The 13,634-nt window shown below is 72.0% G+C and carries 13 protein-coding genes; 8 read left to right on the plus strand and 5 right to left on the minus strand.

All coding sequences use genetic code 11. The features are described from left to right. Positions 1–65: 65 nt before the first annotated feature. On the minus strand, positions 66–743 hold the full coding sequence (phoU, locus tag ABT106_RS02610) for a phosphate signaling complex protein PhoU (protein ID WP_267724472.1): 678 nt from the start codon (positions 741–743) through the stop codon (positions 66–68). A gap of 215 nt (positions 744–958) precedes the next feature. Between phoU and phoR the strand changes: the two genes are divergently transcribed. Both phoR and phoP read left to right on the plus strand, forming a co-directional pair. Further along, a complete protein-coding gene (phoR, locus tag ABT106_RS02615) occupies positions 959–2,251 on the plus strand; it encodes a two-component system sensor histidine kinase PhoR (protein WP_351271165.1) in 1,293 nt (430 codons plus the stop codon). Between the two features lie 5 nt (positions 2,252–2,256). Further along, positions 2,257–2,928, plus strand: coding sequence for a two-component system response regulator PhoP (phoP, locus tag ABT106_RS02620; RefSeq protein ID WP_465270536.1), 672 nt, complete (start codon positions 2,257–2,259; stop codon positions 2,926–2,928). A 198-nt stretch (positions 2,929–3,126) separates the two neighbouring features. On the opposite strand, the gene ABT106_RS02625 is transcribed toward phoP, so the two are convergent. Then, positions 3,127–3,813, minus strand: a complete 687-nt coding sequence (locus tag ABT106_RS02625) for a DUF461 domain-containing protein (protein ID WP_351271167.1) — start codon at positions 3,811–3,813, stop codon at positions 3,127–3,129. A 636-nt stretch (positions 3,814–4,449) separates the two neighbouring features. On the opposite strand from ABT106_RS02625, the gene ABT106_RS02630 reads away from it, so the two are divergent. The 6 genes from ABT106_RS02630 (at position 4,450) to ABT106_RS02655 (ending at position 10,881) form a co-directional block, all read left to right on the plus strand. Then, complete coding sequence (locus ABT106_RS02630; protein WP_206960214.1) at positions 4,450–4,932, plus strand: CarD family transcriptional regulator; 483 nt, start codon at positions 4,450–4,452, stop codon at positions 4,930–4,932. A 322-nt stretch (positions 4,933–5,254) separates the two neighbouring features. After that, positions 5,255–6,001 carry a 2-C-methyl-D-erythritol 4-phosphate cytidylyltransferase gene (gene ispD / locus ABT106_RS02635; RefSeq protein WP_351271170.1) on the plus strand — a complete coding sequence of 249 codons (747 nt, stop codon included), beginning with the start codon at positions 5,255–5,257 and terminating at the stop codon, positions 5,999–6,001. After that, positions 5,991–6,539 (plus strand): 2-C-methyl-D-erythritol 2,4-cyclodiphosphate synthase, encoded by a 549-nt coding sequence (gene ispF / locus ABT106_RS02640; protein ID WP_351271173.1) that lies wholly within the window; start codon positions 5,991–5,993, stop codon positions 6,537–6,539. Before ispD ends, ispF begins: the two co-directional genes overlap by 11 nt. 104 nt (positions 6,540–6,643) lie before the next feature. After that, positions 6,644–8,044, plus strand: a complete 1,401-nt coding sequence (gene cysS / locus ABT106_RS02645) for a cysteine--tRNA ligase (protein WP_351271175.1) — start codon at positions 6,644–6,646, stop codon at positions 8,042–8,044. A gap of 95 nt (positions 8,045–8,139) precedes the next feature. Then, positions 8,140–9,111, plus strand: a complete 972-nt coding sequence (gene rlmB / locus ABT106_RS02650) for a 23S rRNA (guanosine(2251)-2'-O)-methyltransferase RlmB (RefSeq protein WP_267724489.1) — start codon at positions 8,140–8,142, stop codon at positions 9,109–9,111. A 204-nt stretch (positions 9,112–9,315) separates the two neighbouring features. Beyond that, entirely contained in the window at positions 9,316–10,881 is a 1,566-nt protein-coding gene (locus ABT106_RS02655) for a DoxX family protein (protein ID WP_351271179.1), read from the plus strand. Positions 10,882–11,018: 137 nt separating this feature from the next. On the opposite strand, the gene ABT106_RS02660 is transcribed toward ABT106_RS02655, so the two are convergent. The 3 genes from ABT106_RS02660 to ABT106_RS02670 all read right to left on the minus strand — a co-directional run bounded on the left by ABT106_RS02660 (position 11,019) and on the right by ABT106_RS02670 (position 13,551). Continuing rightward, positions 11,019–11,795, minus strand: coding sequence for a nucleotidyltransferase family protein (locus ABT106_RS02660; protein ID WP_351271182.1), 777 nt, complete (start codon positions 11,793–11,795; stop codon positions 11,019–11,021). A gap of 28 nt (positions 11,796–11,823) precedes the next feature. Further along, entirely contained in the window at positions 11,824–12,237 is a 414-nt protein-coding gene (locus ABT106_RS02665) for a hypothetical protein (RefSeq protein ID WP_351271185.1), read from the minus strand. Positions 12,238–12,462: 225 nt separating this feature from the next. Then, positions 12,463–13,551, minus strand: a complete 1,089-nt coding sequence (locus ABT106_RS02670) for an ABC transporter ATP-binding protein (protein WP_267724499.1) — start codon at positions 13,549–13,551, stop codon at positions 12,463–12,465. Positions 13,552–13,634 lie beyond the last annotated feature (83 nt).

Consider the following 13,634-nt stretch of genomic DNA (forward strand, 5'->3'; position numbering starts at 1 on the left):
CCGCCGCCGGGACCGCCGGCCGCCGGACCGCCGGGACCCGGCCCGGCCGCCCTGCCGCGGCCCGGTCAGACGCCGTCGACCGCCGTCGGCGGCTGGAGCTCGTCCGCGTGCTCGCCCGTCACCAGGTAGACGACCCGCTTCGCCACCGACACCGCGTGGTCCGCGAAGCGCTCGTAGTACCGGCCCAGCAGCGTCACGTCCACCGCCGTCTCGATGCCGTGCTTCCACCGGTCGTCCATCAGGTGCTGGAACAGCGTGCGGTGCAGCTGGTCCATCTCGTCGTCGTCCTGCTCCAGCTGGAGCGCCAGGTCGACGTCCTTCGTGATGATCACCTCGGCGGCCTTCGCCATCAGCCGCTGCGCGAGCTGCCCCATCTCCAGGATGGTGGCGTGCAGGTCCCGCGGCACCGCCGTGTCCGGGAAGCGCAGCCGCGCCAGCTTCGCCACGTGCTGCGCCAGGTCGCCGGAGCGCTCCAGGTCGGCGCTCATCCGCAGCGAGGTCACCACGATGCGCAGGTCGGTGGCGACCGGCTGCTGGCGGGCGAGGAGCGCGATGGCGCGGGCCTCCAGGTCGTGCTGGAGGTCGTCGACCTTCTGGTCACCGGCGATCACGCTCTCGGCGAGCTTCAGGTCGGCGTCGAGCATGGACGTCGTGGCCCGCCCGATCGCGGAACCGACCAGCCGGGCCATTTCGACCAGGCTCTCGCCGATCGAGTCCAGTTCCTCGTGGTACGCGTCACGCATGTCTGGTGTCCCTCTCTTGACCTACTGCGCTACTGCCCGGGGGCCGGGCCGGGGCGGCCTCTTGCCCCACGTTGACACGGTGCGCCGCAAACGCGTCCGACTCCGGCACCACAAGTGAATCAACCCCGTCGCCAGGGTGAACTCTGGGCGACGAGTGTTCGAGGTGCCACCCGAACGGCTGTGGAAGTGTCGTTCTGCCTGCTTAACCTGGATGCATGGACGTGAACGCGGCGGTCGCCGCAGCTGCAGCGATAGCCGGTCTTTGCACCGGTGTCATCGCCATGCTGGCGTTCCGCTGGAGCGAGCGCGACCAAGCCCGCCCCACCAGGAGCTCCATGCGCCCCGACATCAACGCGGTACTCCCGCCCGGAGTGGACACCGTCCTCTCCGTGCTCCGCTCATCCGCCGTCGTACTGGACGAGGGCGACGCCGTCGTCAAGGCCAGTTCGGCGGCCTACGCCCTCGGGCTGGTCCGCGGCGGCAAGCTCGCCGTGGAGCCCATGCTGCACATGGCCCGCGACACCCGCCGTGACGGGGAGATACGGCAGGTCGAGCTGGACCTGCCCCGGCGCGGCACCGGCCGCGGCGAGGCCCTCGCGGTCTCGGCGCGCGTGGCCCCGCTGGGCTCCCGCCTCGTGCTCCTCCTGGTCGAGGACCTCACGGAGGCCCGCCGCATCGAAGCCGTACGCCGCGACTTCGTCGCGAACGTCTCCCACGAGCTCAAGACGCCCGTCGGCGCGATCTCCCTGCTGTCCGAGGCGGTCATGGACGCCTCGGACGACCCCGAGGCGGTCAGCCGCTTCGCCGGCCGCATGCAGATCGAGTCCACCCGGCTGATCAACCTCGTGCAAGAGCTCATCGACCTCTCCCGGGTGCAGAATGACGACCCGCTGGAGGACGCCGAGCCGATGCGCGTGGACACCCTGGTGGCGGAGGCCATAGACCGCTGCCGCCACACGGCGACCTCCAAGCAGATCACCATGGCCGCCGGCGGCACCGCCGACCTGCGCGTCTGGGGGAACCGCGGCCAGCTCGCGGCGGCCCTGGGAAACCTGGTGGAGAACGCCGTCAACTACAGTCCCGCCCGCACCCGCGTCGGCATCGCCGCGCGCCGGGTGACCTCGCCGGGTGGAGACTTGATCGAGATAGCCGTGACCGACCAGGGCATCGGCATCCCGGAAAAGGACCGCGAGCGCATCTTCGAGCGCTTCTACCGCGTCGACCCGGCCCGCTCCCGAGCCACGGGAGGTACGGGCCTGGGCCTCGCGATCGTGAAGCACGTGGCGGCCTCGCACGGCGGGGAGGTCTCGGTCTGGAGCTCCGAGGGCCAGGGCTCCACGTTCACCCTGCGGCTGCCCGAGGCGGCCGCACCCGAAGCAGCCGCGCCCGGCCGGGCCGCGGCCCCCGCGTCCGCCACACCGCTGCACGCGGCAGCACCCGCCGCACCGCACACCGCACCCGCACCGCACACCGCACCAGCCATCCCTGCCCCGGAGGTCCTTCCGTGACCCGAGTGCTCGTCGTCGAGGATGAGGAATCCTTCAGCGACGCCCTGTCCTACATGCTCCGCAAGGAGGGCTTCGAGGTCGCCATCGCGGCGACCGGGCCCGACGGACTGGACGAGTTCGAGCGCAACGGCGCCGACCTCGTCCTCCTCGACCTGATGCTCCCCGGCCTGCCCGGCACGGAGGTCTGCCGGCAGCTGCGCGGCCGCTCCAACGTCCCCGTGATCATGGTGACCGCGAAGGACAGCGAGATCGACAAGGTCGTCGGTCTGGAGATAGGAGCCGACGACTACGTCACCAAGCCGTTCTCCTCGCGGGAGCTGGTCGCCCGCATCCGCGCGGTCCTGCGCCGCCGCGGCGAGCCGGAGGAGGTCACCCCGGCGGCCTTGGAGGCCGGTCCCGTACGGATGGACGTGGACCGCCACGTGGTCACCGTCTCCGGCGGGAAGGTGGACCTCCCGCTCAAGGAGTTCGACCTGCTGGAGATGCTGCTGCGCAACGCGGGCCGCGTCCTGACCCGCATGCAGCTGATCGACCGGGTCTGGGGCGCCGACTACGTGGGCGACACCAAGACTCTCGACGTCCACGTCAAGCGGCTGCGCGCCAAGATCGAGCCGGACCCGGGCGCGCCGCGCTACCTGGTGACGGTCCGCGGCCTCGGCTACAAGTTCGAGCCGTAAACCGCGGGACGGCCCGCGGCGAGGGGTGCGGGCGGAAGGGGTTCGGGCCTGACCCGGGCACGCCGCGCTGCCTGGTGGCGGCCCGCGGACCCGGCCACACGTTCGAGCCGTAGGCCGTCATCCTCACGGGTGTACGGGAAGGGCCCCCGGTCGCGGCTGCGACCGGGGGCCCTTCCCGTACGGGTACGGTTCCGCGGCTCAGTGGCCCGCGGCGTGCGAGGCGGAGCCCGACGGGGAGGAGCCGGCCGCGCCGCCCGTGGCGCCCGCGGAGGGGCTGCCGGAGGCCGAGCCCGACGGGGAGCCGGAAGCGGCGCCCGACGGCGTGCCCGAGGGGCTGCCGGAGGGCGAGACACCGGCGGCCGGGGCCACGGTCGGGCCGAAGCCCGCGTACATGCCGGTGCCCGGGACCACGAAGGCCTCGAGCTCGACGTCGCCCGTGCTGCTCAGCTGGAAGACGACCTTCTGGACGTCGCCGTTTTTGGCCGCCTCGGCGTCCGCGCCCGCGTCGATCTGCGCGGAGGCGTTGCCCTTGCCGCCCAGGATCACGGAGCCGCCGGCGGGCACGGTCACCTTGCCGGTGCCCTCGGCCGCCTTCAGCACGACCTTGGCCTTGCCACCCGGGAGGGTGATGCCGTCGAGGGTCTGCGCCTTGGTGCCGGAGTTGAACACCGTCGCCGAGACGGCGGCGGCGCCCTTCTTGTCCTTCTCGCCCTGGGTGATGACCAGAGCGTTCTGGATCTTGATCTCGCCCTTGGTGACGGCGGCGTTGTCCGGCTTGATCTGCAGGGTCTCAGCGTTGTTGCCCGCACTGCATGCAGCCAGCGAGGCGATCGAGAACACGACGGCGGTGGCGGCGAGGGCGCCGCGTCGAAGGCTGCGGCTCACGGCGGCGGCATCTCCTTGGACGAACGAAAGGGGGAGGGTGGACGCTCGGAACGGCCGAGGTAAAGCCGCTCTAAGGGTGTGTCAGCGCGCTTAGGTTACCGAGCCGCCGCCCCGCCCCCGCACCCGACCCTCCGCAGCGCGGCCCCGCGCTCGGCCCACCCCGCGATCTTGCATTCCGCCCCCGGCCGTTCCCCGGGACTTCCCCGCGTCTTCCCCCGTCGATCATGTGGCCGATCGGGCCGGTCCCGCATCCGGTCCCGCATATCGTGCGCCGGCCACCCGGTGATCAATTCCGGATTCCTTCGAACGCGGCTTCGTGATCAATTCCGGATTGGGCCGGAACCCGCTGGACGGGGGCGCCCGCCAGTCGAACGGAGTAGTTCGTTTTCCGGCCTCCGAACGCCGCAAATCGGGACGTACGTCACTCCGGCGGAACTGCCGGGCGGGTGTAGCGTGGCCCTTTCGCCTGGTCCGCGCAGCGCCCCCGACCTGCGGATACCCCCTTCCCGAGCCCTTCCGCAGCACGTTCGTGGCGCTGTTGTCAAGCCCCGAGAGGTGCCCTGACCTGCGAAAACGCCATTCATAACAGTCAGTTCTCGTGTTACCCTGGATAGCCACGGAAGGGGTACCTGTCACATGACGTTCAAGGTTGGCGACACCGTGGTCTATCCCCATCACGGGGCCGCGCTGATCGAGGCCATTGAGACTCGTCAGATCAAAGGCGTGGACAAGACCTACTTGGTGCTCAAGGTCGCCCAGGGCGACCTGACTGTTCGTGTGCCTGCGGACAATGCGGAGTTCGTCGGTGTTCGCGACGTAGTAGGTCAGGAGGGGCTGGACCGGGTCTTCGAGGTGCTCCGCGCACCGTTCGCAGAAGAGCCGACGAACTGGTCCCGTCGCTACAAGGCAAATCTGGAGAAGCTCGCTTCCGGAGATGTCATCAAGGTCGCGGAAGTAGTGCGTGACCTGTGGCGTCGTGAGCGTGAGCGCGGACTCTCCGCAGGTGAGAAGCGCATGCTCGCGAAGGCACGCCAGATCCTGGTCAGCGAGCTCGCGCTCGCCGAGAACACGAACGAGGACAAGGCCGAGGCCCTCCTCGACGAGGTCCTCGCGTCCTGACGCGAGCATCCCGTTCCTCTGAGCACATCAGAACAGTGTTCACACAGTTGTGCCGCGGTGCCCGATGACAAGACCCCTCCTCCACGAGGGACCTGTTGCCGGGCGCTGCGGCATGTCTGTCTGCGGCATGCCTGCCTCCGCACCGTCCGGCGTACCTCCCGGCACCGTACTGAACCTCTGACCCCACTGGTGTGCCGGGTCCGGGCAGCCGGCTCGACCGGTCGTCACGGAAGGGGCGAGGGCGTCGCACCCGGCACATCACCCAGGGCCATACCCATGTCGGCCGAAGACACAAACCTGGCCGCGCAACCCGGAGTCTGCGATGTCTGACGAAACGCGACCGCACCGCACCGCCGCGGTGATTCCCGCCGCCGGGCGCGGGGTGCGCCTGGGTCCCGGCGCCCCCAAGGCCCTGCGGGCCCTGGGCGGCACCCCGATGCTGATCCACGCCGTCCGGGCGATGGCCCGATCCCGCGCGGTCTCCCTCGTCGTCGTGGTGGCCCCCGCCGACGGCGCCGCCGAGGTACGCCTCCTGCTCGACGAGCACCCACTACCCGACCGTGCCGAGGTCCTGGTCGTCCCGGGCGGGGACACCCGCCAGGAGTCCGTGCGCGCCGGGCTCCAGGCGCTGCCGGCCGACGTCACCTCCGTACTGATCCACGACGCGGCCCGCCCGCTGGTCCCCGTGGACACCGTCGACTCCGTCGCCCGGGCCGTCCGCGACGGCGCCCCCGCCGTGGTGCCCGCGCTGCCGCTGGCCGACACCGTCAAGGAGGTCGAGCCCGGCACGCCGGGCGAGCCCGAGCCGGTCGTCGCCACCCCCGACCGGGCCCGGCTGCGCGCCGTCCAGACCCCCCAGGGCTTCGACCTCGCCACCCTCCTGAGGGCACACGCCGAGATCGCCCTCGACGGGGAGGGTGCCACCGACGACGCCGGCATGGTGGAGCGGCTCGGCGTCACCGTCGTGGTCGTCCCCGGCCACGAAGAGGCCTTCAAGGTCACCCGCCCCCTCGACCTCGTCCTCGCCGAGGCCGTACTCGCCCGCAGGAGGGCCACCGATGCCTACTAGTCCCGAGACGGAGACCGGGTCCGCGTACGGAACCGGTCCGCAGACCCCGCAGACCCCGCTGATCCCGCTCGTCGGGATCGGCACCGACGTGCACGCCTTCGAGACCGGCCGCGAGCTGTGGTGCGCCGGCCTGCTGTGGCCGGGGGAGGAGGGCCTCGCCGGGCACTCCGACGGCGACGTCGCCGCGCACGCCGCCTGCGACGCCCTGTTCTCGGCGGCCGGTGTCGGCGACCTCGGCGCGCACTTCGGCACCTCCCGCCCCGAGTGGTCGGGCGCCTCGGGCACCACCCTCCTCGCGGAGGCCGCCCGCATCGTCCGCGCCGAGGGCTTCGAGATCGGCAACATCGCCGTCCAGGTGATCGGCGTACGCCCGAAGGTCGGCAAACGGCGCGAAGAGGCGCAGAAGGCGCTCGCGGCCGCCGCGGGCGCCCCCGTGTCCGTCTCCGGCACCACCACCGACGGTCTGGGCCTCACCGGCCGGGCCGAGGGTCTCGCCGCCCTCGCCACCGCTCTCGTGTACCGGACGAATCGGGCCTAGCGGGTGTCCGTCCGTGCCGCCGCCGACACCTCTTCGGCAACAAACGCGCCCCGCACCGCGAAAGGGTCGCGGGGCACTGCTATGGGCGCACTACCCTGGATGCCGTGACTCTTCGCCTGTACGACACCAGCGCCCGGCAGATCCGTGACTTCACCCCGCTCACAGCGGGCTGCGTCTCGATCTACCTCTGTGGCGCCACGGTGCAGGCCGCCCCGCACATCGGGCACATCCGGTCGGGCCTCAACTTCGACATGATGCGCCGCTGGTTCGAGTACCGGGGCTACGAGGTCACCTTCGTCCGCAACGTCACCGACATCGACGACAAGATCATCGCGAAGTCGGCCGAGCAGCGCCGCCCCTGGTGGTCCATCGGCTACGAGAACGAGCGGGCCTTCAACGACGGCTATGCCGCCCTCGGCTGCCTCCCGCCCACCTACGAGCCCCGCGCCACCGGCCACGTCACCGAGATGGTCGAGATGATGCGCGGCCTCATCGAGCGCGGTCACGCCTACGAGTCCGAGGGCAACGTCTACTTCGACGTGAAGTCGTACCCCGGCTACCTCTCGCTGTCCCGCCAGGACCTCGACAACATCCGCCAGCCGGAGTCCACCGGCGAGACCGGCAAGCGCGACGCCCGCGACTTCGCCATGTGGAAGTCCGTCAAGCCCGGCGAGCCCTCCTGGGAGACCCCGTGGGGCCGCGGCCGTCCCGGCTGGCACCTGGAGTGCTCCGCCATGGCGCACAAGTACCTCGGCGAGGCCTTCGACATCCACGGCGGCGGCCTGGACCTGATCTTCCCGCACCACGAGAACGAGATCGCCCAGGCCAAGGCATTCGGCGACGAGTTCGCGAAGTACTGGGTCCACAACGCCTGGGTGACCATGTCCGGCGAGAAGATGTCCAAGTCCCTCGGGAACTCGGTCCTCGTCTCCGAGATGGTCAAGCAGTGGCGCCCGATCGTCCTGCGCTACTACCTGGGCACCCCGCACTACCGGTCGATGATCGAGTACAGCGAGGAGGCCCTGCGCGAGGCGGAGTCCGCCTTCGCCCGGATCGAGGGCTTCTACCAGCGCGTGGGCGAGAAGGCGGGCAAGGCCGTCGAGCCCGCCGCCGAGGTCCCGCCCGCGTTCGCCGAGGCCATGGACGACGACCTGGGCGTCCCGCAGGCGCTCGCCATCGTCCACACCACGGTCCGGCAGGGCAACAGCGCGCTCGCGGCCGACGACAAGGAAGCGGCCGTCGCGCGCCTGTCCGAGGTACGGGCCATGCTCGGCGTCCTCGGCCTGGACCCGCTCGACCCGTTCTGGGCCGGCGAGGCCGACCGGGGCGCGGACCTGCACGGCGCGGTCGACACCCTCGTACGCCTCGTCCTGGAGCAGCGCGAATCGGCCCGGGCCCGCAAGGACTGGGCCACCGCCGACGCCATCCGCGACCAGCTCCAGCAGTCCGGCCTGGTCATCGAGGACAGCCCCACGGGACCCCGCTGGACGCTCGGCCCCCGCTGAGCCCACCGGAGCAGTCCGACTGTGCCGCCCGGCCCCCCGGGCGGCACACTCTTCATACGTACACACCGCAGCATCAACGAAAACAGGTAGAAGTCATGGCCGGGAACAGCCAGCGCAGGAACCGCCGCACGTCCAACAAGAAGGGCGCGACGGTCGGCAGCGGTGGCCAGCGGCGCAAGGCCCTGGAAGGCAAGGGCCCCACGCCCAAGGCCGAGGACCGCAAGAAGCACAAGGCGAACCGCATCAGCAACGCCATGGCCCGGCAGGCCGCCAAGCGCCGCCCGGCCCCGCGCCGCGGCGGTCCCAAGGGCACCAGCGAGATGGTCGTCGGCCGCAACCCGGTCTTCGAGGCGCTGCGCGACGGCGTTCCGGCCACCACGCTCTACGTCCAGCAGTTCATCGACAACGACGAGCGCGTCCGCGAGGCCCTCCAGCTCGCGGCCGAGCGCGGCAACATCAACCTGATGGAAGCCCCGCGCCCCGAGCTCGACCGCATGACGAACGGGCTCAACCACCAGGGCATGGTCCTCCAGGTCCCGCCGTACGAGTACGCGCACCCGGAGGACCTCACCGCCGCCGCGTACGACAACGGCGAGGACCCGCTCATCGTCGCCCTCGACGGCGTCACCGACCCGCGCAACCTCGGCGCGATCGTCCGCTCCGTCTCCGCCTTCGGCGGCCACGGCGTGGTCATCCCCGAGCGCCGCGCCGCCGGCATGACCGCCGGTGCCTGGAAGTCCTCGGCCGGCACCGCCGCGCGCACCCCGGTCTCCCGCGTCACCAACCTGACGCGCGCCATCCAGGAGTACAAGAAGGCGGGCATCACCGTCGTCGGTCTCGCCGCCGAGGGCACGCACACCGTGAACGACCTGGAGGCGCTCGGCGGCCCGGTCGTCATCGTCGTCGGTTCCGAGGGCAAGGGCCTCGGCCGCCTCGTCGGCGAGAACTGCGACTACCTGGTGCGCATCCCGATGCCGGGCGGCGCCGAGTCCCTCAACGCCGGTGTCGCCGCGGGCGTCGTGCTGTACGAGGCCGCCCGCCGCCGCGCCGACCGCGGCCGCGTCTGATCCGCGGGTCCGGCCCGGCCGGTCCGGCCGGTCCGAGCGGGCCGACGGGTCCGGCCGGTCCGACGGCTTGATCCACTTGGCTCACGGAAAGTGACACGTGAGCGTGTCACCCCGCCCGTTACGGGCGGGGTGGCTTGATCTTGACGGGTCTCGGACAGATCCCTGATGTCAAGGCAGTGTCCTAAACACTGATCACTCGGTTAGATGAGTGTGGACACCAGAACGTCAGGGTTCGACGACCAGCCCGCGCTGAGCATGGTCAAGGTGCCGTGCGATCCCGCACAGGTCATCGTCAACCACGCCAGCTTCCGCGTGCGGCTCGCACCGAGCCCGAGCGCGCGTTCCAAGCCCGCGAACGCCCCCGGCCGCGCACCCGTTCTCGGCGGTGCCGTGGTCGCCGCGGCCGGAGCCACCCGCCGCCGGGCCCCCGTCGTGTGGAGCGGCAAGGCCGCCCCCGGCGACGCGGCCGCCATGGGAGGACTCCTCCAGGCCGTGCGGGAGGCCGGGCGCGGCCACGGCGAGTACGACGGCGGCGCCACCCAGACCATCCCCCGGGTGGACCTGGCGAACGACCTCGCCGACGACACGCTCGCCACGCCGACCGTCATCGGCCAGCGCAGTTACGGGGATCCGGACGAGACCCGCCCGCTGGCCGCCGTACGGGACCTGCCGTACGGGCAGCCGCCGGGCGGCGCCGGGCCCGGGGCGGACTCCCGGCGCGGCCCCGCCGACAGCCGTGCGCAGGCGTCGTACTATCCGGGCCGCCGGATGAACCTCGGCGTCGTGCTGCTCCCGCTGCGCGTGTTCCTCGGGTTCATCTCCATCTACGCCGGCATGGGCAAGCTGTGCGACCCCGTCTACTTCGACGGCGGCGAACGCGGCTCCATGGTGACCTGGCTGCACACCCTGCACCCGTGGGCGCTGGCAGAGCCGCTGCGCGACTTCGCGCTCGCGCACCCGGTGGGCGCCGGCCTGAGCGTGGCCTTCCTCCAGGTCATCGTCGGCGTGCTGACCGTCTTCGGCCTGTGGCAGCGGTTCGCCGCGAGCTTCGGGGCGCTGCTCTCCGCCGCGCTGCTGATGACGGTGAGCTGGAAGACGGTTCCCGCGTACGACGCGCCCGACATCATCTACCTCGCCGCCTGGAGCCCGCTGATCATCGCCGGCGCCCCCGTCTACTCCCTCGACGGGCGGCTCGCGGGCGAAGCCTGGCGCACGCTCGGGCCGCGTTCCGAGGTCTGGCGGCTGCGCCGGCGGGTCCTGCGCCGCGGGGCCGTCATGGCCGCCGTCGTCTGCGGGCTCGCCCTGCTCGTCGGCTCCCTCCTCGGCGGGGCCGTCCGCTCCAGCACCGTGGTCACCGTCCCCGGGCCCGGGGAGCCGCCGAGCAACTACCTGCCGGGGCAGCCGCTGCCGAAGGCCCCCGCCCGCCGGCAGCCCTCCTCGCAGCAGCCCACCAGGGCGCCGGCCAAGCCGTCCGCCACCGCCTCCGAGCCGGCCGCCACGTCCGGCCGGAGCGCGAGCGGCGAGCCCGCCCGGGAGACCGCCGGAACGGGTACCGGTACCGGTACCGGTACCGGTACCCGTTCCGGCTCCAAGCCGCCCTCCGCGACGAAGGGCGCCACCGGCCGGCAGCAGACCCCGCGCAGCACCCCCCGGCAGTCCACCCCGCAGAAGCCGCCGTCCTCCTCCTCGGGGAGCAGCGGCGGGAGCGGCGGGACCGGCGGGAGCACTGCGCCGAAGAAGCCCGGCCTGGTCGGCGGCCTCCTCGGCTGAGTCCGGCCGTACGGTCGGGGGCCCGGTGCGCGCGAGCGTGCCGGGCCCCTTCGCGTGTGTCCGGCGCGGCTCTGTGAGGGGTCGCGCGCGGGGTGTCGTAGGGGTGGGCGAGGCGCCGTACGGGCGGGCGAAAAGGCTCAGGAGCCCGTCTGTGCGGCCAACTCCCGCGCGGCCTCGGTCAGGTCCTTCGCGGTGTCGATCGCCCGCCAGTAGGCCCCCTGGGGCAGCGGGAAGCCCGCCAGGCGGCGTTCGCGCGCCAGCCGCGGGAAGGTGGTGCGCTCGTGGTCCCCCAAGTCGGGCAGCAGTGCCGCGAATTCGGGCCCGAAGACGTACACCCCGGCGTTGACCGGGTAGGGGGACGGCGGGGCCTCGATGAAGTCCAGCACCTGCCCGTACTCGTTGGTCTCCACCACGCCCCACGGGATGCGCGGCCGGGCCAGGGCCAGCGTCGCCGTCGCGCCCCGTTCGGCGTGGAAGGCCGCCATCTCGCGGAGCGAGAACCGGGTCCAGACGTCGCCGTTGGTCGCGTACCAGGACAGCTCCGGGTACGGGAGGCTCCGGGCCGCGTACTTCAGGCCGCCGCCGCGCCCCAGCGGCTCGTCCTCGACCACCGTGGTCACGCGCAGCGGCAGCCGGGCCCCGGCCAGCCACTCCTGGAGCACGCCGGCGAGGTGCCCGCAGGACACCACCGCGTCGGTGACGCCCTCCGAGGCGAGCCAGGCCAGTTGGTGCCCGATGATCGGCACGCCGGTCCCCGGGATCTCCACCATCGGCTTCGGGCGGTCGTCCGTGTACGGCCGCAGCCGCGAACCCTGGCCGCCCGCCAGGACGACTGCCTGGACGGGCGCGGCCGGGAACGCGGCTGCGGGATCGGACGGTTGGGGTGCTGCGGGTTCGGGAGCTGCGTCGGTCATGGCCGCCAGCGTAGGGACGCGGCGGGGGTCAGCCCATGGAGGCGACGCCGGTCGCGTACGAGGTGTCGCACACGGGGCGGGCGAAGGACTGGGCCTTCGTCGGGCCGTACGCGTCGACGGCGGCGCGCCCCAGGGCCCGCGCGATGCCCACGCAGTGCTCGGCCAGCGACGGCCTGCGGTCCACCTCCTGCTGGAGGTGGGTGAGTACGTCACCCGGCTCCTCGCCCTGCTGCAGTTCGCTCAGCAGCTTGTCGCGCAGCACGTCCTGCGCGGCGCGCGGCTTGGCGGGGACGGAGACGTCCTCGGCGGAGGCGGTCAGGATCTGGGAGGAGGAGGTGTCCGCCCAGGGGACCATGGTGACCGCGAGGGTCCCGGACAGGACCAGGACGACGGGCAGGACCAGGGCGAGGGAACGGCCGATACGGCGGGCAGTGTGGGTCACGAGGGCGAGAGTAGCGCTCGGTGAAGAATTGGCGACATTTAGTCACCCTGTCGGGGGATGGTTCGACGTGGCTTTTCGAATAACGGGTTGACGGTTGGGGCCGAATGGCCCGGTCTGCCGGGGTTCCGGCACCCCTCGCGGCGCCGCCCGCGCGGGGCAACCGACGGGAAAGGGGCGCCCCTTGGCGGGACGCCCCTCCTCACGCTCCGGACCGTGCCGCGGCGGCTACTTGGAGAGCCGCGCGCCCGAGGACGTCGAGAACACGTGGATCTCGTCGGCCCGCGGGACCACGTGCAGCTCGGAACCCTTCTCCGGGACCTGGCGGCCGCCGACGCGGACCACGAGGTCCTGCGAGCCGTCGGCGGCGGAGGTCGAGCCGTACACGTAGCCGTCGGCGCCGAGTTCCTCGACGACGTTCACGGTGATGGTCAGGCCGCCGGTCGCGGCGATGTCGAAGTGCTCCGGGCGGACGCCGACCGTGACGGTGCGGTCGCCCGCGTCGGCCGCGGCGGACAGGGCCTCGCGGGACACCGGGACGACGCTGTCGCCGAACTTCACGCCGCCGTCGGTGATCGGGACCTCGACCAGGTTCATGGCCGGGGAGCCGATGAAGCCGGCGACGAACAGGTTCGCCGGGCGGTCGTACATGTTGCGCGGGGTGTCGACCTGCTGGAGCAGACCGTCCTTGAGGACCGCGACCCGGTCGCCCATCGTCATGGCCTCGACCTGGTCGTGGGTGACGTAGACGGTGGTGATGCCCAGGTCGCGCTGGAGCGCGGCGATCTGCGTACGGGTGGACACGCGGAGCTTGGCGTCCAGGTTCGACAGCGGCTCGTCCATGAGGAAGACCTGCGGCTTGCGGACGATGGCGCGGCCCATCGCGACGCGCTGGCGCTGGCCGCCGGAGAGCGCCTTCGGCTTGCGGTCGAGGTACGCGGTCAGGTCCAGCATCTTCGCCGCGTCCTCCACCTTGCGGCGGATGGTGGCCTTGTCCTCGCCCGCGATCTTGAGCGCGAAGCCCATGTTGTCGGCGACGGACATGTGCGGGTACAGCGCGTAGTTCTGGAACACCATCGCGATGTCCCGGTCCTTGGGCGGCAGGTGCGTGACGTCGCGCTCGCCGATGCGGATGGAGCCGCCGTTGACGTCCTCCAGGCCGGCCAGCATGCGCAGCGAGGTGGACTTGCCGCAGCCGGAGGGGCCGACGAGGACGAGGAACTCGCCGTCCTCGATCTCCAGCTCCAGCTGGTCGACGGCGGGCTTGTCGCCGCCGGGGTACAGGCGGGTCGCCTTGTCGAAAGTGACGGAAGCCATGGGGGTGAATCCCTTCTACCGGCAGGAACGTGCCGGACGATCCGAGTGGAAGGTCTAGTCCAGTTGTCGGACTCCGCTCGACG

Origin of the sequence: Streptomyces sp. NPDC002044 (assembly GCF_040296725.1) — a bacterium.
GTDB classification, from domain to species: domain Bacteria; phylum Actinomycetota; class Actinomycetes; order Streptomycetales; family Streptomycetaceae; genus Streptomyces; species Streptomyces antarcticus.